A 22,878-nucleotide genomic window follows, 5' to 3' on the forward strand; every position below is an offset into this window, starting at 1 on the left:
AGAGTGTAAACAAACGAAGGAAGTGAACGAATGAAATTGAAGAACACTCACTTTAAAAAAACGCTTGAGTGGTTCAATAAGAGGAAGAAACTACGCAATTCATTAATTGTATTGGGCAGTTTACTCGTTACTCTATTTATTGCTATAAATATAATAATTTCCATTCAAGACATATCTGAATTAAAACAAGCTGTTCCGCAACCGACTTTAATTTATGATGCAAACAATGAAGTTGCGACTAAATTGGCTTCTTCTAAAACAGAAGGTGTAAAAAGGAAAGATATTCCTAACATTATGGTTCAGGCAATTGTTGCAGTAGAAGATAAGGAGTTTTTTAACCATCACGGTATTTACTATAGTGGAATTATAAGTGCGGTTTTTAAAAATATTACAGCAGGAGAAGTTGTAGCAGGGGGAAGTACAATTACACAACAACTTGCGAAAAATGTATTTTTGACACAAGACCGCACGTTCTCACGTAAAATAAAAGAATATTTTCTAACTAAAAAAATAGAACGTACTTATACAAAAGATGAAATTATTGAAATGTATATGAATCAAATTTATTTTGGTGAAGGGGCTTGGGGTATAAAAAGAGCAGCTAAATCTTATTTTGATAAAGATGTAAAAGATTTATCAATTTCAGAAGCTGCAACGATTGCGGGCTTGATTAAAGCGCCGTCTGCGTATTCGCCTTATAAAAACTTTAATAAATCAATTGAACGACGTAATGTCGTATTAAGTTTAATGAAAGAGCAAGGGTATATTTCTGAAGAACAGTACAATAAAGAAAAAGAGTCCGGTCTTGTATTAAAACGTGGTGTTGATGATAAATACAAAGGTAAATATTCTCAATATGTAGACTATATTGTTAGAGAAGCAATGGACAAGTACGAATTAACACAAAATGAGATTTTAGCAGGTGGTTATCGTATTTATACAGAGCTTGATTCGAAAAAACAACAGGCTGTAGAAGATGTTGTGAATAATGATAACTATTTTAAAGATAGTGGTTCAGATCAGCTCATGCAAACAGGAGTGGTCCTTGTGAATCCAAAAACTGGTGGTGTTCCAGCTTTAGTTGGAGGCAGAGGACCGTATCAGTTTTTACAATTTAACCATGCTACTCAATTAAAAAGGCAACCAGGTTCAACGTTAAAGCCTCTTGCTGTATATGTACCAGCGTTAGAACAAGGGTATGAAGTATACGATATATTAAAAGATGAACCATTTAGTATTAAAGAATACGAACCGAAAAATAGTGATCTTACCTTCCATGGTAATGTGACAATGTATGAAGCGGTGGCAAAGTCGTATAATGTTTCAGCAGTTTGGCTGTTAGAACAAATAGGATTAGATAAAGGATTGAAATCTTTAGAGAGATTTGGTATTCCAATAGTGCCAGAAGATCGTACGTATCCGATTGCTTTAGGCGGAATGCATGTAGGTACATCTCCATTTGTAATGGCCCAAGCATATAGTACATTTGCAAATGATGGTGTTCAAGTGGAGGCTCATGCAATTAGAGAAATTCAAAACGCTGAAGGTGAAACGATTGGGAAATGGTATAAGAAAGAGACGCGGGTGACGAGTGAAAAAATTGCTCAAAAGATGACATATTTATTAAAAGGTGTTGTCGAAAAGGGAACAGGTGAAAAAGCGAAAGTTAATAATGTTGATACGGCGGGTAAGACAGGTACTACTCAAATTGTAAATGGTCCAAGCAATGGTGCAAAGGATTCATGGTTTGTTGGATATACGCCAGATTTAGTAGGTGCAATTTGGGTAGGATATGATAAAACAGATAGCGAGCATTATGTTCCAGGGGGGAGTCAAATTACGACGACGATGTTCCGGGATATCATGAAAAAAGCAAATGCAAATCCAGCTCAAAAAGCATTCCAGTTATCGCTAATACCAGAGGCTGACTACAAAAAACAATTGCAAACAATCGAAGAGGAAAAACGAAGAAAAGAAGAAGAGAAGAGAAGGAAAGAACAGGAACAACAAAGAAAACAAGAGCAGCAAGAGTGGTTTGATAAAGTGAAAGAGTGGATTCCATCACTTTGGTAAAAGAAGAAAGAGGCGAATAACGAAATCCGCCTCTTTTTCGTATGAAAAATAAAGTGAAACTTCAATCATTAAGGGATGTTTATTCACCGCTAATGATTAGCCCATACCAATTGGGAAATGATATTACTCGTTTAGTATAATGTTCGTACTGCCAGAGGATTGAGAATCATATGTGATAATGATTTTGCCTTTACTAATAGGTTCGTAAGGTAATTCTTCTTCATAACTACCATTATTTTCATTATGGATAGAAAGCGTGATTTCATCAATTTCTTTATTTATATACTGATCTTTAATCGTTTCAGCAATTTGAAGTAGCGTTTCGTAACTAGAAGCTTTCGTAATAAGCATTCCTTTTATAACCTTTTTTTCATTATTTGCTGCATTGGAATAAGGGATGTTACTTTGTTTTGTATACAAAAGCTTGTATGGAACTGTTTTTCTCTCTGCTTTTGATATAGTGGAATATTTTAGAGTTAAAAAAAATCCTACACATAAAATAATGCATACCATAAGAGCAACCCAGATGCGTATCAGTGACATAACTCTCATTTTCATCCCTCTTTCATATCTTTGACTTCACTATTTATCATACAAAATGAGGATTAAGATAGAGTAAATTTGAGGTAAAGAAACGTAAAGAAGGAGCACTTATCCTCCCAAATAAGTGCTCCTTTCTATATAAAAAGAGAAATTTAATTTACAGTCAAATGATGCATATTATTATAAATACGCTTATTTAGTGAAAATTAGTAAATTCGGAAAACAGATAGTGTTGCTGTTGTATCACCTGTGTTAGGAATAGAAATAGTATTTGCTGTAGGTTGTACAGCGATTGTTGTACCAGCTTGTAAAGTAACGATTGTAGAGAAAGAAACAGCACTACCGATAACGTTAGTTGAAAAATTACGAGTAGGTGGTTGACCATTGAAGGAAATACCGAATCCAAACGGTGAAGAGCCTGGGAAAGTTGTAGACGCTGAGAAATTAATATCATATACGCCTGTTTCTAAAACTGTTAAAGTATCTGCAGTATCGTTGAAAGTGATATTATTTAATTCAAAAACTTGATTGAATTGGATGTTTGTTCCAGGAAATATAGTTTGTGGATTTGAGTTTCCGATGGACGCGATAGGTACAGGAATTGGAGTACCCGCTGGACCTGTCGCACCAGTAGCACCTTGAGAGCCCACCGGTCCTTGGGCACCAGTAAGCCCCTTGAGTCCTACTAGCACCTCCTCCAAGGCAATCTGATCCGTATTGAACTAGGAATAGTTTGGATCTCTGTTATGAGGTTAACTAATTTGTCGATAGTACAACAATCTACTTTAAATAACTTAGCAAGCTTTGTAGCTCAACGTACAATGCTCCGCATGAGAAAGGTGTTGTTCTTAAAATAGTTAATAGATTAGCGATAATAGAATTTCCAATTTGTTTTTGTGCTGGAGACAAATCTAAGCAATTGAGGAATTTTTGTAGGTTATTTAGGGCAGCAATCAAGTTATCGATATTATTTTGAGAAGGTTTTTGAAAGACAGCTTGAATAGCTTGACTAAGAGCTTGAAGAAGTCTAACGAATTCTGTAAGTTCGGACTTAGAGATGTTAATATGACTACAGGCTCTGACTTCGCAACAATCATTACCATAAAATACTTTTCCTTTATTTATATTGTTTATCTTTTCATTCCTTTCTTTCATAGAATCAATAGTCGTTACAATATATTAAGATGAGATTTATACTAAATTCGTGATGGACAAACTACTATTTCTAAAAAAATAAGAAGTTTGCCTACCGAGCAAAAACAATTAAGTTATGGAGAAAGTTTTATAGAAATTAAAGAAGATTAGTTCAACATAAAAAAGCATGTCAATTGTTGAGAGTATCTAACAATTGGCATGCGGTTTGTGGAGGAATACCTCATTTGTATTCATTCAACCTTTCAAGGGTTGTTTTGGGTAAAATTGGAATTGAAATAGTGAAAGTTGTACCGGCTTGATTACTAGTCATTTTTAATGTACCGTTATGATTTTGAATAATTTTCTTCGTTACTGATAGGCCCAGTCCTGTTCCTGAATCTTTTGTTGAGAAGAATGGATCAAAGATATATTCTTGAATAGCTGGAGGAATACCAGTTCCATTATCTGTGAAAGTAATCCGAACGAAGTTATCTAGGCGATAACTAGTGATTTGAATAGAAAGAGGTTTTTCACCTTGAGCATCAACGGCGTTTTGAAATAGGTTTAAAAACACTTGAACAAGTTCATGGCGATCAATATGGACTAAAATATCATCTAATTCATTAGAAAAATTATAATCAATTGAAATGTTATGCAAAAAGACCTCACTTGCTAGTAGCTGTTGAATATATTCACGTAAAAATGTATTAATGGGAAACGGTTCTCTTTTAAATTCGCGTGTTTTCGATATAGATAAAAATTGTGTAATAATACTATTTGCACGATCTAATTCAGGAATAAGTAAGTGTTTAAATAATTCTTTATTGGATGGAGATACACTCTCTTGTAAAAACTGTAAGTATCCCCGTACTGTTGTAAGTGGGTTGCGTACTTCATGTGCAATCCCGGCGGCAATTCGTCCTGCTAATGAAAATTTCTCTGCATCACGTTCTGTGTTTAAATAATGAAAAACGCTAATAACTCTAAAAATCTCTCCATTATAATCGCGAATAATTCGATTATTAATAATGCCATAGTTTTTGTCTAAAACCTCTTCATTATATATTTCGGTTCCTGTTTTTAAGGTTTCAATAGCTTTAATTTTTTCTTCAGGTAAGTTAAGTAATTGTTGAATTGGCTTTCCAATTATTTCGTTTCGTATTACACCAAAATCATCTGCAGCAGCTTGATTACATAATGTAATATTCCCTTTATTATCAATAAAGGTTACATGATGTGAAAAAGCATCAAAAATATGAACAAAGTGTTTTTCAAGTTGTTCAAATAAAAATAATGAATCGCAAGTAAGTTGAAAATCAGCTTCTTTATTCTCTTTTCGTATGTTTTGAATGGAATGATTTGTTCTTGTTTTCTTTATTTGTAAACCAATATGTGGATTTTTATATGTGAAATGATGCGGCAATTGATTCACAAGTTCTTCATAAAAACGTACTTTATTTTCTAGTTCTTCTATTCGTTTTTCATGAGATAAAATATCATCGGTTGGAAGCATAAATAAATAACCCCTCAATTTAAAAATTCTTCCATTTAGTATATCATATTTTTATACGGATACTCTTAAAGAAAGAGTTACTTAATGAATTTGATTGTCCAAGATGATTGGGAAATCAGTAGAATGAATATAAGATGAAAACTGAAAGGGAGGAATATGATTGTTTTTCATTGGAGTGACAGGGTGGGGAGATCATGATTCTTTATATATAGATCCCTATGAAAATAAAAATAAATTACGAACATACAGTGAACATTTTCCTATTGTCGAAGTGGATAGTTCATTTTATGCGATGCAACCGGCACGAAATTATACGAAATGGGCGATGGAAACACCGACAGACTTTTCTTTTGTCGTAAAAGCGTATCAAGGAATGACAGGGCATATGAAAGGAGAAACTCCTTTTTCTACGTTTGATGAGATGTTTGATGTGTATAAACAATCGATTCTTCCTTTAATAGAAGCGAATAAATTAAAAATAATTTTATTTCAATATCCACCATGGTTTGATTGCAAAAAGAAAAATGTAGATTTCCTTCGATATACGAAAGAGAAAATGGAAGGTTTACCGTGTGCGATAGAGTTTCGAAATCAAACATGGTTTTATCCAGAAATGAGAGATAAAACGCTACAATTTTTAGAGAAAGAAAAATGGATTCATACAATTTGTGATGAACCGCAAGCGGGAATTGGTTCGGTTCCACTCGTATTAGAGGCGACGGATTCGGATATAACATTAATCCGCTTTCATGGTCGAAACGTTCATGGCTGGCTGGATAAAGGGGAAAATTGGAGGGCGGTTCGCTGTTTATATCGCTACAACAATAAAGAATTGGAAGAATGGGTAGAACGACTAGAGCAACTAAAAAAGAAGACAAAGGACATATACGTATTATTTAATAATAATTCGGGCGGGGATGCAGCGGATAATGCGAAACAACTTATGAAAATGATGAACATTACATATGGTGAGCCAAAGCCTGAGCAATTAAATTTATTTGAACGATGATAAAACAAGAAAGGCACTGTACAAACAGGGGGAATGTACAGTGCCTTTCTATATGAAAAAGAGGGGTAACAATGTTACTGAGCGTTTGGTTGATTCATCAATTGTTGGCTTCATAACAAATGATAATGGTTATCATTATCATTGTCAATGGTTTTTCGGAAAATAAGTAAAATTTTTTTGTATTTTAAATAGCAATAAAAAAAGAACAGCATTAATGCTGTTCTTTTCCGTTAATAAATTGTTGTAAATCAAAAGGAGTTATCGCTTGGATAAATTCTTTTGAGATAAGTGTTTGAACGAGAGTGCTCTCAGAAATGCTAGCACCTGTTTTCTTTTCATAAGCTTGTTTTAATAAATCGAGTTTTTCAGCCGTTTCTTGCGGTAATTCAATTGTAAGTGTGTTCATAATTTCTCCCCCTTATTATTAGAGTACCACTACAATATAAGAGAGACAAGAAAAGAAAAGAGAATATGAAACATAAAAAAGGTTACCATTTTTTAAATGGTAACCTTTTTTATGTATAAGAGGTATTAAGCGATACCGATATACTTTAAAGTTTTTGATGGAGTACTATGATCAAAGAAGTGTTGTAAAAATGCAATGTCAACACCTGATTTGTATGCACAATAGCCCCAAGTTTTTCGAAGTGTATGTGAGCTAATCCCTTCTAATCCAACTTCTTTTGCAGCTTTGTTTAAAATGTACCATGCATGTTGTCTCGTAATAGATTTTGTTCCTTTTTGAGACTTTAATAATGGCTCATTGCGTTTCCAAGTTTTACGTTCTTTCATGTAGTCTTCGATTGCGTGCTGTAAGTCTTCATTTACAGCAAACCATTTATGTTTCTTTACTTTTTCATTGTAAAATAAAATGGAATGGCGAACATTTTCGTTTTCATCGATGACATCGCTAACTTTTAATTGTAAGATTTCGCTTACTTTTAAGCCAGAATTTACGGCTAATACGAATAATAAGCCATCACGTTTCGAAGATTGTAAAAGTATATTTTTGATAGTTTCTAATTGTTTTTCACTTTGAATAGGTTGTCCTGCTTGTTTCATTTCACGCACTCTCCTCTTTTATATGTGTAAAGGAAAGGATTAACTTGTTTCTTACTATAAAGGGAGAGTGTGAATTTCATGTGAACTCCTAGTGAAATTAAGACAAATTATTTGACTTCTTTTACATTTGGTAAATTAAAATAGAATACAACGCTATTATTCGTATTATATACACCGTACTTGGCATGATGGAGATCTAAAATGTTTTTTACAATAGATAACCCGAGACCGGTACCACCAGTATGACGACTACGTGATGCATCTAAACGATAGAAGCGATCCCAAATTTTTTCAAGACTTTCTTCTGGGATAGGATTTCCTGTATTCTCGATTTCGACTTTTACTGTATCTTCGGTTTCTATAACAGAGACTTTTATTCTTTCTCCATCGGGCGTATAGCGAATTGCATTGCTAAGTAAGTTCACAACTACTTGCTCAATACGACTACGATTCGCTTTAACAAATATAGAAGTGTCTGCATCGACGTCCACTTGTAACTGCTTTTCCTCCATACTAAATAATAACTTTGTATGGATTTGCTGAATTAATTCACCGATTGAGAATGTTGTCATTTCTAGTTTGTACGTACCCGATTCTAGTTTTGCTAATTCTAACATTTCAACAATAAGTCTGTTCATATTTTCTGTTTCTTCTAAAATAACATCTGTATAATACGTTGTATCTTTACTAACACCATCTTGAATCCCTTCTGCGAAACTTCTAATTACACTAAGTGGTGTTTTTAATTCGTGGGATACACCAGAAATGAATTCTTTCCTCGTCTTCTCTAATTGACGTTCACGTTCAATATCTTGTTGTAATTTTGTATTGGCAACATTTAATCGATCAATTCTGTCTTTTAAGTTTACAGATAATGTATTGATACTGCCGGAAAGTCCGCCAATTTCATCGTCTGCTGTAACAGGTAGTTTCTCGCTAAAATCAAAATTAGCCATTTTCTTTGTAACGCGATTAATCTTAATTAATGGTTTCACAATAATTTTTGAATAGTAGAAGGATAATAAAATAATCACGAGAAACACAATGATTAAGGCATAGACATAATAATCTTTTAAAACGAGCATCGCTTCATTAACAGGTTGCAAAGATACTATCGCAAAGGCGTACTCTGTAACCATATTGTTTTCCATAATAGGTTTTACAAAGATGCGGCTTTGTAAATTTTCTTCAACGCCTAATGGGTATATAGTTAATTTATTTGAATCAGAAGTACCCTGCCTAATTGTGTATGTAAAATATTGAACGGCTCGTAATGTTTCAATGTCATTTGCAAGCCGAACCTCAGCTTTGGATGGGAGCTGTAACTTAGATATAACGCCAGTAAGACGGATATTAGTTGTAGTTTTGTATCGATTTGTAAGTCCATTTTTAGGAGGATTACTATTAATTGATTGGAAATCCGAATTGAAATGTTCGTTTCGCCATCGATTATAATTTGTTGACAATTCTATTGGTGTTATAATATTCCCCTGTAAGAACCCCAAGACGCTGATTGGTCCATCTTTTTTTAAACCTAAATTTTCGAATTTAATATATTCTTCGGGTGTTAAAAGATTATTAAGTGGAATGGAATACGTACTTTGAGTTTTAGAATCAATAACATCAATGTAGAAATTGTTTTCACTTTTAATAATGCCATTAGAATCTAAAAATTGCATTTCAGCATTTGTTTTATCATGAAATTCTTGTTTTAGTTTTCTAATTTCCTCATAACTTTTGCCGCTTTTTTCATAATTATCTACGAATTTTTCAAAGGCAGTTTGAACGGTTTTTACTTTTTTATTAATATAAAATTTCTCTAAAAATAGAGACTGTCCTAGGAAAAAGAGGAGGAATATGATTGTAAATAATGTTGATGTTAATAAAAATAGTTTAAAGACGATACTTCTGTTTTTCACTGCTTCACCTCTTATGAGAAATACTGTAAATGATTTCACTTTATTATAACAAACGTGACAAGAAAGTAGAGGGAGAAATCTGTCTCTTTCTAAAGTAGTTTTTTATAAAAAGTCACATAAAAAGAACTCGACAGACGTATGACGAGTTCTTTAATGTATTATTGTTGAATTGCTGCATCTAAAGCGATTTCAATCATCTCGTTAAATGTAGTTTGACGTTCTTCAGATGTTGTTTCTTCACCAGTGAAGATGTGATCGCTTACTGTTAATACAGATAATGCATTTACACCATATTTCGCTGCTAATGTGTAAAGAGCAGTTGTTTCCATCTCTACTGCTAATACACCGTAATCTGCAAGTTTTTTAACCATGTCCATGCTTTCACGATAAAAAACATCTGCTGTTAAAACGTTACCAACACGAACGTGTAATCCTTTTTCAGTTCCTGCATCGTAAGCTTTCTTTAAAAGGTCAAAGTTTGCAGCTGGTGCAAAATCAAAACCTGGGAATGTTAAACGGTTCATATTCGAATCAGTACAAGCTGTCATTGCAATAATAACGTCACGTACTTTTACGTCCTTTTGAATTGCACCGCAAGTCCCAACACGAATTAAATTTTTAACTCCGTAGCTTTGGATTAGTTCGTTTACATAAATAGAAATAGAAGGAACACCCATACCTGTACCTTGAACAGATACACGTTTTCCTTTATAAGTTCCAGTGAAACCTAACATACCACGCACGTTATTATAGCAAGTAACGTCCTCTAGAAATGTTTCAGCGATATATTTTGCGCGTAATGGATCACCAGGTAATAGAATAGATTCAGCGATTTCGCCTTGTTTTGCTTCAATATGTACACTCATGAAAAGTCCTCCTTATAATGTATTGATAGAAATCAATATCATTTGCATTATACACTACGAATCCGTTCAATTAAAATCTTTTTAATTATTTGTAATATGTGCAAAAGAGGAGGATTTCATAAATCATAATCTAGAATATATATGAAAGAAGTTTTGTATAAACAGAGACAATAAAAATGGTAGGTGATTTTTTGAAAAATCTTGTCATTGGACTTGTAGCTTTGGTACTTATTGTGGCGGGAGGATTTTACATAAAAAAATATCAGGAAACCGTAGAGACGGTAGGAGGTGTTCAAGAAGTAAAATGGGATGTATCAAATGGAAAAGGAAATGATAAAGTAGATATTTTGTTTCAATTACTAAATAAAAAGAATAATGAGGTTCGTGGTGTAAATGATCAAATTCGGGCAGTTATTGTAGATGAACAGTTAAAACATATACAACAGATTAAACCTACATTTGCAGGGAATGGATCATATAAGTTATCTTCCAAAATAGCGAAAGATGAAGCGTATACAATATTTTTATATGAAGACAAAAATAAGTCAGTAGAATCATTCGCGAAGACAGATTTTGGGAGAGAAAAAGAAGAAAAAAATAAGAAGAAGGTGAACCTGCCAGTCGATAGTGTACTTACAAAAAAAATTGGAGAGCATGAAGTTTCTCTTTTATTCGGTGCATTACATCCGAATGAGCCGGTGACGTTAACATTTCAGTTTCAAGCAAAAAAGGGTGAAAAATTGAAATTACATTCAGAGAGAGGAGAAGAGGAAACTCTTTATATCGTAGATGAAACGAGGGAAAACTTTTTATACGCTATGCCTGTTGATACGGATGAGCAATTACAGTATCGTATTACATTTCCTGCCCAAGGCACGTATAAACTGTGGGGAACTTTTTATATAAATGGTAAGAAATATGAGAAGGATTTTATCGTACAAGTTCAAAAAAGAAAAAACAGCTAAATTTTTAGCTGTTTTTTCTTTTTCCTATTAGTTTTGTTACAGAGAGCATCGTAATTGGTAAAGAATGATTCTTCCTAAATGCTAAATATTTACCGCTCCATGCTGGTTTGTATTTCTCTTTAAAATGTCGTAATCCGCTGAAACTATACGTATAACGAACGTTATTAAAGATTGCAGCAGCAACTCTTTCAGACCAAAATGATTGTGTTGATAACCCAACATTGGAAAGTGGCGCCATACCAATATTAAAGGAGTGATATTCATTTTCTTTTGCCCATTGGAATAAGTGGATGAAAATTGCGTCCATAATTCCACTAGGTGCATCTGGATAATAGCGCATTAAATCAACAGACAATGATCCGTTTTGATATACGGGCATAAAGGTTGTGAATGCGATAATCTTTCCATCCGCATCAGATAATGTAGCGATAGGAGCACGGCTAATATATTCACGATCGAAGTATCCGAGTGAAAAACCTTTCTCTTTTTTTCCACCGAGCCATGCATCAGAAACTTTCCGTAACTCTTCGAATAATTCGTCTGAGAATGGCGGCTGATGAATAGAGAATGTATAGCCTTCTCTTTCAAAACGATTGAAAGTCGCTCGCATACCAGCGCGTTTCTTTCCTGTTATTGTAAATGTATTTAAATCAACGACAGCTTCTTCACCAAGTTTAAAGAAGTTATAACCAAAATCATGATATAAACTCATCCATTTACTTTCGATTTGATAAAATACACAAATGTATCCGAATCGATCAGCTTCAGCTAAAAACTCTTGCAACACATTACGATAGGAGGAAGGGTCACCAATTGGATCACCTAATACAACAAGACGTTTTCCAGTTATGGAGAAGAGAAGGAGCGCTTTCCCATCACTGCTAAAGAAGAATTGTTTATCTCCTAAATAACCTAAATGACTAAGTACATTTCCACCGTGTTCATCTAAGAAGTTTTGTAATCTTTTATCATTTGCTGGTTGCCCGGGAAATTCATTTCGATAACGATTGGCAATGAGTGAGCCAATTAGTAAAAAAGTAGGAACGAAAAAGGCAGCTGCTAATGCACTTCGTTTCACTTGGGTAATATTACGAACGACGAAATCAGGTTTAAAAGCTTCTTTTGCACCTGCAAATAAAATACCTAAGTTTTTATATAAATATAACGTTACAAGTAAGAATATAAAAACTTTTACGATATCAGAAAGTGAGACTTCCATTTTCTCGCGTACGAATCTTTTACGAAGCATATATAATACAGCGAGTACGATTAACAAAATAAATGTTTCTTCAATATCAATTCCTTTTAGCGTATTAAAGATAGCGGCTCCAATTAAAGAAATAATTGTCATATAATAAGAACGTTTTGTTCCGTAATATATTCCCCTTGAAAGGATTAGAAGGAGAATACCGAATGTTAGCGATAAGCTAAAAGAAAACTGAATCAGATGCTTTGGAGCTAAAATATGTAAGGCGTGTGCCCGGTTTATACTTGTTGGTAAAATAGTCGATAAAATAACCATTAAGCCAGCAAATACTGTTAAAGCAGCAGATGCCCATGAACCTAATTTCCCTAGAAAGTCACGCTGCAAAGTCCATATAACGCCAGTGGTTTCTAATGCAGGCGCAATAAAAGGTTTATCTTCAAACTTTTTAATGGCCACTCCTGTCATTTCGAAAGCCGCAAAAATGAGACCAAGGCAGAATGGTAAAATGTAATAGACGAGGCGATATAGTAACATAGCAGGCAGTAAAACACCTGTATCAATGCCGTATTGTCCTAGTCCAGTTAAGAAGACAAGGTCAAATGAACCAAGCCCACCAGGGACAAGACTAACGACGCCAGCTAAGGCAGCAATTACATATACACCTAAAAACTTTTGAAAGTCAACTTCAATTCCAAACAGTATTAAAATGACGTACATAACGATACCAGCAGATACCCATTCGACTAATGAAACTAATGAGTATAAAACAGTTGGATTTTTCTCTTCCTCTTCTTGTCCTTCGGTTTGCGTTGTTTTTCTATTTTTAAGTTTAGAAAAGCCGATGTATATAGGGACGAAAAGGGCAAAGAAGATAAGGACAGGCCATAACCACGGTTTTTCATGCAAAATAAATCTTGTGTCTAATATTCCGATAAGACCGAGGAATGAAAGTATGGCTAATCCGTTAATAAAGGCAGTCGTCATCCAGGCAATACTTTTAATAAGTTTTCCATTTTCTTTTATGTATGGACGATAAAGCATTGTTCGTACACCAGCTCCAACGAGGCCACCAAATCCAATAAAACCATTTAAAGTATTCGCAATCCATGAGATACGGAAAATCTTTTGGACAGGTATATCAGCTTTTAAGTAACGAAGCATAACATAATCATAAAAGAACATCGTTGATACAGCGAATGCACCAAGTGTAATTGCTAAAAAGACTCCTCCAGTTGGAATGTTTTTAATTGTATCAATCGCTTCTAAAAAAGAAATGCCCGCTAATTCTTTTTTTGCTTGAAAGAATACAACTGTTAATACAACAAATGGGAAGATAATTTTCCCGATTTGTAAGAAACGTTTCCATGAAAACGACATAAATACAACTCTCCTTGTATAAGAAAACTGAGACAATAATATTATTATGACAAACTTCAAGAAAAATAAAAAGGTAAATTCCTGTATAGGTAAGCTATTTTTTATATAGGTATATTTAAAAGAATATTTCGTTTATCAGAAAGTTAAGTTAAAATGGAGTGAAAGAAGGAAGAGAGGGGAAGTATATGATTATAATAGGTTATGCGGGGCATGAGTTAGAGAAAGCAAAACCTAATACATCAGAAGATTTTTTTAACAGATCTGAAGTGACATATATATTAAATGATAAAGAGAAAACTTTTTCAGTTTTATACGTTCGCTATTTTGAAGAAGTTATACAAGAAATTACTCCTTTTGAAGGAAATCCAGTGTGTAAAGTAGAAGAACAAGACATATATTTACGGGATATTGTAGCGATATGTTGTTTAGTGAAAGATAAGGAGCTCCGTGCGCAAAAACGTTTATATTTAAATAATATAGAAGAATTTCAACAATATTTTGATGAGAGAACAGTGTTGAAAGTACAAGAAATATTGGCTGAATTACATAAAAATAAAAGAATAGAAATAGCGTGAAATGGAAAGGGAGAGGGAAGAAATGTCTAATTTGATGGTTGAAAATCAAACAGAACAAGTTTCTATATTTTTAGAAGATGCGATTACTTTGATAACCAATTATGTAAATAATCATACGTTGCCTTTTTTATTAGAAGAGACACCAGCTGGGAACGAGCAATATTATAAAGGGTTATTAGCATCAATGAGACGTCTTCTCGTTTTTTGCGAAGAAGGACATGATGCATGTTTTGTTTTGCTGAATAGCCAGCCATTTCGAAAAACAGCAGCTGAAAAAATTTTATATAAGATATATCATCAAGTAATTGCAGAGTTTTTTTCCCCGAAGAGTGATCATTGGTATGAAAATAGTCGATCTGCATATACAGGAAAAAATTCTATCGTTTTTCAACAAACACCACCTTCATCTATAGAGCAAGTGATGAAGAATTTAGAAGGTAAATTTCAATTGATGCGTGAAGAACTAGAATATTATGAGACAGATTACCAAACGAAGATGTTACACAAATACTAATTAAGGAAAAGAAGCTAAGGAGACTTAGCTTCTTTTCCTTTTGTACAGTTATATAAGGGATTTTCATTGAATATATTTAAGTGGATAGCAATAAGGAGGTGTAACATGAGTCAGCAAGGTGTATTTACAGATTACTTTCATGAAGTAGAAAGTTGGTGTGAAAGTGTTCTTCACGTATTAGATAGCCGCGCAATGGAAGTGTATGATGTCCATATGCTTGCTTATAAAATTCAGACATTATTAGAGCGTATGAAAGAGCATGAGTACGAAACGGATGCGGAGTTTATGTATGAAATAAGCGATGATGTAGAACATATTCAACATCATCTGCAGGAAGTATTTATGCAAGAAGAGGAATATGAACTATATGAAAGAGGGGATAGTGAACGAGCTGTTCCAATTGGAGGGCATACACTCCCGCCATTACCTTATCCATATAACGCGTTAGAGCCGTATATTTCTAGAGAAATTATGATGTTACACCATGATAAACATCATCGTAGTTATGTAGAAGGGTTAAATAAAGCAGAGAAGATGATGGAGGAAGCGAGAAAAACCAATCAATTTGATTTAATTAAGCATTGGGAACGAGAAGCGGCTTTTCATGGATCAGGACATTATTTACACACGATATTTTGGAATAACATGAAAAAAGATGGTGGTGGAAGTCCAAGAGGGATTTTTTCACAACAAATTGAACAAGATTTTGGGAGCTTTTTACGTTTTCAAAAACATTTTACGGAAGCAGCCTCTAAAGTAGAAGGTTCAGGCTGGGCGATTCTCGTTTGGGTCCCCCGATCTGGAAGGTTAGAAATTTTGCAGAGTACACTTCATCAATTGTTTACACAATGGGATACGATACCGCTCCTTGTACTAGATGTATGGGAACATGCGTATTATTTACAATACCAAAATCGAAAAGATGAATATATTAAAAACTGGTGGAATGTTGTGAATTGGCCTGATGTAGAAAAAAGATTTGAAACTGCGAAACAAATTGAATGGACACCATATTAGACGCAAATTCCTTGCGTCTTTTTTAATGGGAGCAGAAGGAAGATTTCGTTCATATTTTAAAAGGCCAAGCATACACTTGTACAAAAAGTGCCAAAAGGACGTGGGGGGAAATATGAGACGAATTTGTGTAATCATTACGCTTCTTATTATGTACGCAAGCGTTATGCCGATTCCTACATATGCAAAGATGAACAGTAATGTTAGCGCTCGAAATGCTGTATTAATGGAGCAAAGTTCTGGTCGTGTATTATACGGAAAAGCAGAACATGAGCCACAAAAAATTGCTAGTATAACAAAAATTATGACAGCCTTGTTAGCTGCTGAATCAGGAAAAATGAAAGAAATGGTATCAGTTAGTAATGAAGCAGTCAGGGTGGAAGGATCGGCGATTTATTTAAAACCTGGACAAAAAGTGAAGCTAGAGGATTTAGTATACGGACTTATGCTTAGATCAGGTAATGACGCAGCGCAAGTAATTGCTGAAAATGTAGGAGGGAGTATAGAGGGGTTCGTATATTTAATGAATGAAAAGGCGAAACAAATTGGAATGAAAGATACTCACTTCTCAAATCCTCATGGTTTGGATGGAGATGGCTCTCATTATTCTTCGGCTTATGATATGGCACTGTTAACGAAATATGCAATGGGGAACGAGACCTTTAAGAAAATTTTTGGCACAAAAACGTATAAATCAAATTCATGGGATTATCCGTGGAAAAATAAACATAAGCTTGTGACATCCTATTATGAATTTGCAACAGGTGGGAAAACAGGTTTTACGAAAAAAGCAGGACGAACGCTTGTTACAACGGCATCAAAAGATGGACTAGATTTAATTGTCGTGACTTTGAGTGCTTCTAGTGATTGGGATGATCATATGAATCTATTTGACAAAGGGTTTGAACGTTTTAAGCAAACAAAAGTTTTAGGACAAGGAGCGCTTGCTGAAATAAATGAAAAGAAATATGCCAATCATGTTTATACGAAAAATAGTTTTTCGGTACCGTTAACTGAAGAAGAAAAAAAGAACGTAGTATTAAAAGTTGAACTCGATAAAAGTGCAAAACTTACGGATGGAGTAAAGGTTGGGAAGACAGACATTTATGTTGGTAATGAAAAAGTCGGAGAACGGAATTTATTTTATAGTAAACGGAAGTTAGTAGCTGCAACGGGTATGTACTGGAACAATGTGAAGGAAATTTTTTCTTACATGATAGGTGTTGGGAACGATGGTTAATCTCGTCTGGGCAGCGATGGCGGTCATAGGGATTGTGTATGCCATGATAAACGGAACGATGGAAGAAGTAACGAAAGCTGTATTTGACGGGTCAAAAGATGCAGTAACGATTTGCATAGGACTTATTAGCGTTTTAGTATTTTGGCTTGGCTTAATGAAAATTGCAGAGGAAGCAGGGTTGTTAAAAAAGTTAGTTACACTTTTTATGCCGATAGTAAAAAGGTTGTTTCCAGAAATACCGAAGGATCATCCGTCAATGGGATTTATTCTATCGAATATGATGGCGAACTTTTTTGGACTAGGTAATGCAGCAACCCCTCTTGGTATTAAAGCGATGGAACAACTGAAAGAATTAAATGGAGGGAAGGATTCGGCCAGTCGCTCTATGGTGACGTTTCTAGCATTAAATACATCAGCTATTACTTTAATTCCTACTACCGTCATTTCGATTCGAATGACTTATGAATCAGCAAATCCTACTGAAATTGTTGGGGTAACATTCATTGCACAAGTGCTCTCTATGATTGGGGCAATTTGGATTGACCGCTATTTTTACCGAAGAAGGAGTAGAAAGGGGCGGAAAAAATGAGTATTGTAAATACAATTTCATTATGGGTAATCCCTTGTGTAATTGGTTTTATCCTTTTATATGGCACGATAAAGAAAGTCCCAACGTATGAATCGTTCGTTGAGGGAGGAAAAGAAGGGATTCAAATTGCAGTTTCCATTTTACCGTTTATGGTTGGAATGCTTGTATCCATTTCTATTTTTCGGGCATCAGGTGCTTTAGATGCGATGATATCTGTAATGAAGCCGATGTTAGATTTAATTCATGTCCCAGCAGAAATCGTTCCACTTGCGCTTATACGTCCAATTTCGGGTTCTGCTGGTTTAAGTATTACGACTGATTTAATTGCAACATATGGACCAGATTCGTTTATTGGGAGATTAGCTTCTACGATGCAAGGGAGTACAGATACGACTTTTTATATTTTAACAGTATACTTCGGAGCTGTTGGGATTAGAAAAATGGGGGATGCATTAAAAGTAGGCCTTTTTGCAGATTTAATCGGGATTATTTGCTCAATTGTGTTTGTTTCTTTATTGTTTCAGTAATACTATTCATTTTTTAGGCTATTTCGCTTATAATACGTATACGACCACTATTAAGGTGTAGCTTAATAGTGGTTTTTTTATGCAGTATTTTTGACAAAATGATGAACTTTTATTGTGAGAAATATGAAAAATATGGACAATAATAAAGGATAAAAACATGATTTGCCCTTTATATGTTTAATATCATCGCTATGTTGTTTAAGTGAGACGAGGCGAACAGTCGTAAAACGTATGCGGTTGCCAAGTCTTTCTAATGTAAGGTAAGATAAATTCGAGGTGAAAAAAAGAAATGGAACGATTACAAAAAGTGATTGCACAAGCAGGTATTGCATCGAGAAGAAAGGCTGAGGAATTAATTCAGCAAGGAAAAGTGAAAGTTAATGGAAAAATAGTGAAGGAGTTAGGAACAAAAGTAACTCCTCAAGATAAAGTAGAAGTAAATAACATCCCTCTTGAAAAAGAAGAACCTGTTTATTTTTTACTATATAAACCAACTGGCGTAATTTCAAGTGTATCAGATGATAAAGGAAGAAATGTTGTAACAGACTTTTTCCCTGAAATTACACAACGTTTATTCCCAATCGGACGCTTAGATTATGATACGTCTGGCGTATTATTAATGACAAACGATGGGGACTTCGCTAATGTATTAATGCACCCGAGATATAAAGTTGAAAAAACATATGTTGCAAAAATAAAAGGGCCATTAACAGGTGAGAAAATTCGCATGTTAGAACGAGGTGTTACATTAGAAGACGGGAAGACAGCACCAGCAAATGTGAAAATTATTTCTTGGGACAAGCGTAAAGAGATGGCGATTGTACAATTAACAATTCACGAAGGCCGTAACCGTCAAGTACGTCGTATGTTTGAAGCGTTAGACTGTAAAGTAGTGAAATTAAAACGTGAACGTTATGCCTTTTTAGAAGTGGGTAGTTTGCGACCTGGTGATGCAAGAGAATTGACACCACATGAGGTAAAACAATTACGCGCGCTTGCTTCTACAAAGCCAAGATAAGCTATAGAGTTAAAATTTCACCAGTGGAGTGCTCTGCTGGTGATTTATTCAATATAACATTTACAGAAAAGAATACATACCATTTACCGAGGAGAGGGGAGACAAGATGAAGAAAAATCGCTTATTATTTCGTGTTATCATTCTGCTCATTTTAAGCGGTGCTGTAGGATTTACCCTTTATCAAGGGTTTTTCACTGATAAAGAGAAAATGCAAATTGGGAAAGAAGCACCTAATTTTGTTGTGACGGATTTGGAAGGAAAGAAAATTGAATTAAAGGACTTAAAGGGTAAAGGTGTATTTTTAAACTTTTGGGGAACTTGGTGTAAACCTTGTGAAAAAGAAATGCCTTATATGAATGAATTATATCCAAAGTATAAAGAAAAAGGCGTTGAAATTATTGCGTTAGATGCAGATGAAACAGATATTGCTGTTAAGAACTTTGTGAAACAATATGATTTGAAATTCCCAGTTGCCATTGATAAAGGAACAAAAATCATAGGCACATATGGAGTAGGTCCATTACCGACAAGCTTTTTGATTGATAAAGATGGAAAAGTAGTGGAGCAAATTATAGGTGAACAAACGAAAGAACAGTTAGAAGGCTATTTAAAGAAAATTACTCCGTAATAAAGAAAGCCTTTACATAAGAGGTGCATGTCTATAGCGCCTCTGATTTAAAAATTCTGAGTATTGCGGTAACTTGAGGCTAGAATATACAATAGTACATATAGATACAGGGGCGGTGAGAGTGTTGAAAGAAATTAAATGTGAGTGTGGACATGTTAATCCGATAGGAACCATTTTTTGTGAAGCTTGTGGGAAACCATTTGAAAGCAATGAAAATGTAAAACTATTGGATATGCGCTATGAGGGGAGTGCGCGGAGATCTCTCACGCAAACAAAAACGATAGTCGATAAAATTTGGAGCTTTTTCTCTTCTGTAAAAGTAGGTGTATGGCTAATCGTAATAACTTTAGCTGCATCAGCGATAGGAACAATTTTTCCGCAAGAAATGTACATAACGCCAGGAATTGCACCAGCTGAATATTATAAACAGGAATACGGATTTTTAGGGCAATTATACTATCAATTAGGATTTAATAATTTATACGGTTCATGGTGGTACATGATTTTAATTGCTTCTATCGGTACTTCACTTGTGATATGTAGTTTAGACCGTGTTATTCCCCTTTATAAAGCTTTAAAAAAACAAGGGGTAAAAAGACATCCTAGCTTTTTAAAGAGACAAAGATTATACGGGACTGGTACTCCGCAAGATGGTGACTTGGAAAGAGTGCAAAAGAATTTAAAGAAAAGAAACTATAACGTGAAAGTGGAAGACGGAAACGTTTTAGCGGAAAAGGGACGTTTCTCACGTTGGGGTCCATATGTAAATCATATCGGCCTTATTATCTTTTTATTCGGTGCGATGCTTCGTTTTTTACCGAGTATGTACGTAGACGAAGCTCTTTGGTTACGTGATGGTGAAACGAAAGAAGTACCAGGGACGGATGGTCAATACTATTTAAAAAATGAGAAGTTTATAAAAGAAGTTTATGATAAAAGTAAGGATAAGGAAGTTTTTGATGAAGCGATAGACCGTGTTGGGGATAAAATGATTGCGAAAAACTTCCAAACGAATGCAGTATTATATAAAGCGGTAGGCGAAAATATAGCAGGGCAAAAACCGAAATTAGAAAAAGTAAAAGAAGCGGAAATTCGCGTGAATGAGCCATTGAAATTTGATCAATTTGCAGTGTATCAAGTGGATTATAAAGAAAGTGAATTTAAAAGTATGTCCTTCCACTTGCAAAACAAAGAAAATAATCAAAAGTGGGGACCAATTAAAGTAGATTTAGCGAATCCAACAGAAAAATACGATTTAGGAAATGGTTATTCTTTAGAACTATTAAGCTATTTTCCAGATTTTTATTTTGATGAGAATGGAAAACCGAATACAAAAACAAAATTACCAAACAACCCTGCATTCGTATTTAAAATGTTTACGCCTGAGACGCCAGATGGTGAAGTGAGTTTCGTTGGTATTCAGCAAAATATAGAAGCAGATGGAAACAACAAATATAAAATGTCATTTGCAGGTGTTGAAATGCAAAATGCGACAGCTCTAACGGTTAGGAAAGATTTAACGCTTTGGATTCTTGGTATTGGAGGATTTATATTTATGGTTGGTGTCATTCAAGGTATGTATTGGAATCATCGCCGTATTTGGATACAACGTGTTAATGATGAATGGTGGATTGCAGGACATACGAATAAAAATTGGTTCGGTTTAAAGAAAGATATTGAAAGAATACTAGAAGGTACAGTAATTCCACAGCCAAATGATAAAGTAATTGATAAAAAAATTAGTTAAGGTGGGGAAACGATATGGTGCAAATAAGTAGTAACTTTCTCTTTACCGCATTTATTTTATATTTAATAGCAACTCTATTTTTTGGGGGAGCAATTAAAGAAAAGGGTCATAAATGGGCAAATGTAGGAATAACGATTACAATTTTAGGATTTATAGCACAAACAGTATATTTTGTTACAAGGTGGATTGCATCAGGTCATGCGCCAGTTAGTAACTTTTTCGAATTCGGTACGTTTTTCGGTATGATGCTTGTCGGAGCATTTATTGTAATGTATTTTATGTACCGCGTAAGTATAATTGGACTATTTGCATTACCAGTTGCTCTTTTATTAATTGCCTATGCAAGTATGTTCCCGAGGGAAATATCCCCGCTTATCCCATCTTTAAAAAGTAACTGGTTACACATTCACGTGACGACTGCAGCAGCAGGACAAGCAATTTTAGCAATTAGTTTTATTACGGGCGTTATGTATTTATTGAAAAATGTAGATCAATCAACGAGAAGTAAACGTACATTTTGGTTAGAAACGGTAGTGTTCACACTTGTTTGTACAGTTGGATTTATTGCGGTAACGACAGTATTCTCCAGTATGAAATATGAAGCTAAGTTTCAATGGATTGATAAAAATGAACAACAAGTCGAGATGAAGTATAATCTCCCAGCTTTAGTTGGACCACATGAAGGGAAGTTACTGACAGAAAATAAATTAGAACCGACAGTCGAAGTTCCAGCGATTGTAAATGCGAAAAAATTAAATACTGTTATTTGGTCAGTAATAGTTGGAACACTACTTTATGTTGTATTAAGACTTGTTTTACGTAAACGAGTATCAGCGGCACTTCAGCCACTAGTAAAGAATACGAATAGTGATTTATTAGATGAAATTGGATATCGATCTATTGCAATTGGATTCCCAGTTTTCACATTAGGTGCGCTAATTTTTGCGATGATTTGGGCTCAAATAGCATGGACGCGTTTTTGGGGGTGGGATCCGAAAGAGGTTTGGGCACTTATAACGTGGCTCTTTTATGCGGCAGTATTACATTTACGATTATCTAAAGGATGGCATGGGGAAAAATCAGCGTGGCTTGCAGTAATTGGTTTTGCGATCATTATGTTTAACTTTATTGTAGTGAACTTAATCATTGCGGGTTTACATTCATATGCATAGAGAAATAAAATAGGAGAGTGTATGTCACTTTCCTATTTTATTTTTGTCAAATTTTCTTCTTTTTTGAGAAAAACATGACAAAGTAGCGGTTGATTTTGTAAAATGATGTCGAGGACATAATATACTGTTCAAATAAAATACATAGTTTTGGAAAAAAATTGAACAAACTTTATTATTCTTGTGAAG

22 protein-coding genes are annotated in these 22,878 nt (G+C 34.4%); 13 read left to right on the forward strand and 9 right to left on the reverse strand.

Features of this window, described 5'->3' with window-relative positions:
* The first annotated feature begins 30 nt into the window (after nucleotides 1-30).
* On the forward strand, nucleotides 31-2,073 hold the full coding sequence (locus JDS92_RS07080; RefSeq protein WP_000769258.1) for a transglycosylase domain-containing protein: 2,043 nt from the start codon (nucleotides 31-33) through the stop codon (nucleotides 2,071-2,073).
* Between the two features lie 123 nt (nucleotides 2,074-2,196).
* On the opposite strand, the gene JDS92_RS07085 is transcribed toward JDS92_RS07080, so the two are convergent.
* The 4 genes from JDS92_RS07085 to JDS92_RS07095 form a co-directional block, all read right to left on the reverse strand.
* Nucleotides 2,197-2,625: a hypothetical protein gene (locus JDS92_RS07085; protein ID WP_001265581.1), complete on the reverse strand. Its 429-nt coding sequence runs from the start codon at nucleotides 2,623-2,625 to the stop codon at nucleotides 2,197-2,199.
* A 197-nt stretch (nucleotides 2,626-2,822) separates the two neighbouring features.
* On the reverse strand, nucleotides 2,823-3,308 hold the full coding sequence (locus JDS92_RS31505; RefSeq protein WP_374191295.1) for a Gly-Xaa-Xaa repeat protein: 486 nt from the start codon (nucleotides 3,306-3,308) through the stop codon (nucleotides 2,823-2,825).
* Nucleotides 3,309-3,396: 88 nt separating this feature from the next.
* Nucleotides 3,397-3,771 carry a collagen-like repeat preface domain-containing protein gene (locus JDS92_RS31510; protein WP_033662975.1) on the reverse strand — a complete coding sequence of 125 codons (375 nt, stop codon included), beginning with the start codon at nucleotides 3,769-3,771 and terminating at the stop codon, nucleotides 3,397-3,399.
* Nucleotides 3,772-3,991: 220 nt separating this feature from the next.
* Entirely contained in the window at nucleotides 3,992-5,263 is a 1,272-nt protein-coding gene (locus JDS92_RS07095; protein WP_000938018.1) for a PAS domain-containing sensor histidine kinase, read from the reverse strand.
* Nucleotides 5,264-5,423: 160 nt separating this feature from the next.
* On the opposite strand from JDS92_RS07095, the gene JDS92_RS07100 reads away from it, so the two are divergent.
* Entirely contained in the window at nucleotides 5,424-6,272 is an 849-nt protein-coding gene (locus tag JDS92_RS07100) for a DUF72 domain-containing protein (RefSeq protein WP_000465099.1), read from the forward strand.
* A 211-nt stretch (nucleotides 6,273-6,483) separates the two neighbouring features.
* On the opposite strand, the gene JDS92_RS07105 is transcribed toward JDS92_RS07100, so the two are convergent.
* The 4 genes from JDS92_RS07105 to deoD form a co-directional block, all read right to left on the reverse strand.
* Entirely contained in the window at nucleotides 6,484-6,678 is a 195-nt protein-coding gene (locus JDS92_RS07105; RefSeq protein WP_001094863.1) for a DUF3924 domain-containing protein, read from the reverse strand.
* A 125-nt stretch (nucleotides 6,679-6,803) separates the two neighbouring features.
* Nucleotides 6,804-7,334, reverse strand: coding sequence for a tyrosine-type recombinase/integrase (locus JDS92_RS07110; protein WP_000806240.1), 531 nt, complete (start codon nucleotides 7,332-7,334; stop codon nucleotides 6,804-6,806).
* Nucleotides 7,335-7,441: 107 nt separating this feature from the next.
* Nucleotides 7,442-9,253, reverse strand: coding sequence for a sensor histidine kinase (locus JDS92_RS07115; protein ID WP_098138211.1), 1,812 nt, complete (start codon nucleotides 9,251-9,253; stop codon nucleotides 7,442-7,444).
* A gap of 158 nt (nucleotides 9,254-9,411) precedes the next feature.
* Nucleotides 9,412-10,119, reverse strand: a complete 708-nt coding sequence (gene deoD, locus JDS92_RS07120; protein ID WP_000110704.1) for a purine-nucleoside phosphorylase — start codon at nucleotides 10,117-10,119, stop codon at nucleotides 9,412-9,414.
* A gap of 176 nt (nucleotides 10,120-10,295) precedes the next feature.
* Here deoD and JDS92_RS07125 point away from each other — a divergent pair, with 176 nt between their 5' ends.
* Nucleotides 10,296-11,084: a hypothetical protein gene (locus tag JDS92_RS07125; protein WP_141523542.1), complete on the forward strand. Its 789-nt coding sequence runs from the start codon at nucleotides 10,296-10,298 to the stop codon at nucleotides 11,082-11,084.
* A 4-nt stretch (nucleotides 11,085-11,088) separates the two neighbouring features.
* Here the strand turns inward: JDS92_RS07125 and mprF are convergent, their stop codons facing one another.
* Complete coding sequence (gene mprF / locus JDS92_RS07130) at nucleotides 11,089-13,668, reverse strand: bifunctional lysylphosphatidylglycerol flippase/synthetase MprF (protein ID WP_000010881.1); 2,580 nt, start codon at nucleotides 13,666-13,668, stop codon at nucleotides 11,089-11,091.
* Nucleotides 13,669-13,853: 185 nt separating this feature from the next.
* Here mprF and JDS92_RS07135 point away from each other — a divergent pair, with 185 nt between their 5' ends.
* From JDS92_RS07135 to resC, 10 genes are all read left to right on the forward strand, one after another.
* Entirely contained in the window at nucleotides 13,854-14,243 is a 390-nt protein-coding gene (locus JDS92_RS07135; protein WP_000583780.1) for a hypothetical protein, read from the forward strand.
* Between the two features lie 22 nt (nucleotides 14,244-14,265).
* A complete protein-coding gene (locus JDS92_RS07140; protein WP_098138206.1) occupies nucleotides 14,266-14,757 on the forward strand; it encodes a YpuI family protein in 492 nt (163 codons plus the stop codon).
* Between the two features lie 105 nt (nucleotides 14,758-14,862).
* A complete protein-coding gene (locus JDS92_RS07145; protein WP_098138202.1) occupies nucleotides 14,863-15,774 on the forward strand; it encodes a superoxide dismutase in 912 nt (303 codons plus the stop codon).
* 112 nt (nucleotides 15,775-15,886) lie between these two features.
* On the forward strand, nucleotides 15,887-17,011 hold the full coding sequence (dacB, locus tag JDS92_RS07150; protein ID WP_001252633.1) for a D-alanyl-D-alanine carboxypeptidase DacB: 1,125 nt from the start codon (nucleotides 15,887-15,889) through the stop codon (nucleotides 17,009-17,011).
* Nucleotides 17,004-17,600 carry a spore maturation protein SpmA gene (gene spmA, locus JDS92_RS07155; protein WP_000247802.1) on the forward strand — a complete coding sequence of 199 codons (597 nt, stop codon included), beginning with the start codon at nucleotides 17,004-17,006 and terminating at the stop codon, nucleotides 17,598-17,600. Before dacB ends, spmA begins: the two co-directional genes overlap by 8 nt.
* Nucleotides 17,597-18,127 carry a spore maturation protein SpmB gene (gene spmB / locus JDS92_RS07160; protein WP_000029515.1) on the forward strand — a complete coding sequence of 177 codons (531 nt, stop codon included), beginning with the start codon at nucleotides 17,597-17,599 and terminating at the stop codon, nucleotides 18,125-18,127. Before spmA ends, spmB begins: the two co-directional genes overlap by 4 nt.
* Nucleotides 18,128-18,416: 289 nt before the next feature.
* Nucleotides 18,417-19,145: a 23S rRNA pseudouridine(2605) synthase RluB gene (rluB, locus tag JDS92_RS07165; protein WP_000440550.1), complete on the forward strand. Its 729-nt coding sequence runs from the start codon at nucleotides 18,417-18,419 to the stop codon at nucleotides 19,143-19,145.
* Nucleotides 19,146-19,251: 106 nt separating this feature from the next.
* Nucleotides 19,252-19,773 (forward strand): thiol-disulfide oxidoreductase ResA, encoded by a 522-nt coding sequence (gene resA / locus JDS92_RS07170; RefSeq protein ID WP_000742208.1) that lies wholly within the window; start codon nucleotides 19,252-19,254, stop codon nucleotides 19,771-19,773.
* A 121-nt stretch (nucleotides 19,774-19,894) separates the two neighbouring features.
* On the forward strand, nucleotides 19,895-21,520 hold the full coding sequence (gene resB / locus JDS92_RS07175; RefSeq protein WP_098624008.1) for a cytochrome c biogenesis protein ResB: 1,626 nt from the start codon (nucleotides 19,895-19,897) through the stop codon (nucleotides 21,518-21,520).
* 14 nt (nucleotides 21,521-21,534) lie between these two features.
* A complete protein-coding gene (resC, locus tag JDS92_RS07180) occupies nucleotides 21,535-22,692 on the forward strand; it encodes a cytochrome c biogenesis protein ResC (protein ID WP_000250078.1) in 1,158 nt (385 codons plus the stop codon).
* Nucleotides 22,693-22,878: the final 186 nt, after the last annotated feature.

It is taken from the genome of Bacillus cereus group sp. N12, from assembly GCF_016483575.1.
Lineage (GTDB): Bacteria > Bacillota > Bacilli > Bacillales > Bacillaceae_G > Bacillus_A > Bacillus_A toyonensis.

Bases quoted from the DNA above. Each gene is read 5' to 3' on its own strand.
- JDS92_RS07080 (WP_000769258.1), top strand. From the start codon at position 31: ATGAAATTGAAGAACACTCACTTTAAAAAAACGCTTGAGTGGTTCAAT.
- JDS92_RS07085 (WP_001265581.1), bottom strand. From the start codon at position 2,625: ATGAGAGTTATGTCACTGATACGCATCTGGGTTGCTCTTATGGTATGC.
- JDS92_RS31510 (WP_033662975.1), bottom strand. From the start codon at position 3,771: ATGAAAGAAAGGAATGAAAAGATAAACAATATAAATAAAGGAAAAGTA.
- JDS92_RS07095 (WP_000938018.1), bottom strand. From the start codon at position 5,263: ATGCTTCCAACCGATGATATTTTATCTCATGAAAAACGAATAGAAGAA.
- JDS92_RS07105 (WP_001094863.1), bottom strand. From the start codon at position 6,678: ATGAACACACTTACAATTGAATTACCGCAAGAAACGGCTGAAAAACTC.
- JDS92_RS07110 (WP_000806240.1), bottom strand. From the start codon at position 7,334: ATGAAACAAGCAGGACAACCTATTCAAAGTGAAAAACAATTAGAAACT.
- deoD (WP_000110704.1), bottom strand. From the start codon at position 10,119: ATGAGTGTACATATTGAAGCAAAACAAGGCGAAATCGCTGAATCTATT.
- JDS92_RS07125 (WP_141523542.1), top strand. From the start codon at position 10,296: ATGGTAGGTGATTTTTTGAAAAATCTTGTCATTGGACTTGTAGCTTTG.
- mprF (WP_000010881.1), bottom strand. From the start codon at position 13,668: ATGTCGTTTTCATGGAAACGTTTCTTACAAATCGGGAAAATTATCTTC.
- JDS92_RS07135 (WP_000583780.1), top strand. From the start codon at position 13,854: ATGATTATAATAGGTTATGCGGGGCATGAGTTAGAGAAAGCAAAACCT.
- JDS92_RS07140 (WP_098138206.1), top strand. From the start codon at position 14,266: ATGTCTAATTTGATGGTTGAAAATCAAACAGAACAAGTTTCTATATTT.
- JDS92_RS07145 (WP_098138202.1), top strand. From the start codon at position 14,863: ATGAGTCAGCAAGGTGTATTTACAGATTACTTTCATGAAGTAGAAAGT.
- dacB (WP_001252633.1), top strand. From the start codon at position 15,887: ATGAGACGAATTTGTGTAATCATTACGCTTCTTATTATGTACGCAAGC.
- spmA (WP_000247802.1), top strand. From the start codon at position 17,004: ATGGTTAATCTCGTCTGGGCAGCGATGGCGGTCATAGGGATTGTGTAT.
- spmB (WP_000029515.1), top strand. From the start codon at position 17,597: ATGAGTATTGTAAATACAATTTCATTATGGGTAATCCCTTGTGTAATT.
- rluB (WP_000440550.1), top strand. From the start codon at position 18,417: ATGGAACGATTACAAAAAGTGATTGCACAAGCAGGTATTGCATCGAGA.
- resA (WP_000742208.1), top strand. From the start codon at position 19,252: ATGAAGAAAAATCGCTTATTATTTCGTGTTATCATTCTGCTCATTTTA.
- resC (WP_000250078.1), top strand. From the start codon at position 21,535: ATGGTGCAAATAAGTAGTAACTTTCTCTTTACCGCATTTATTTTATAT.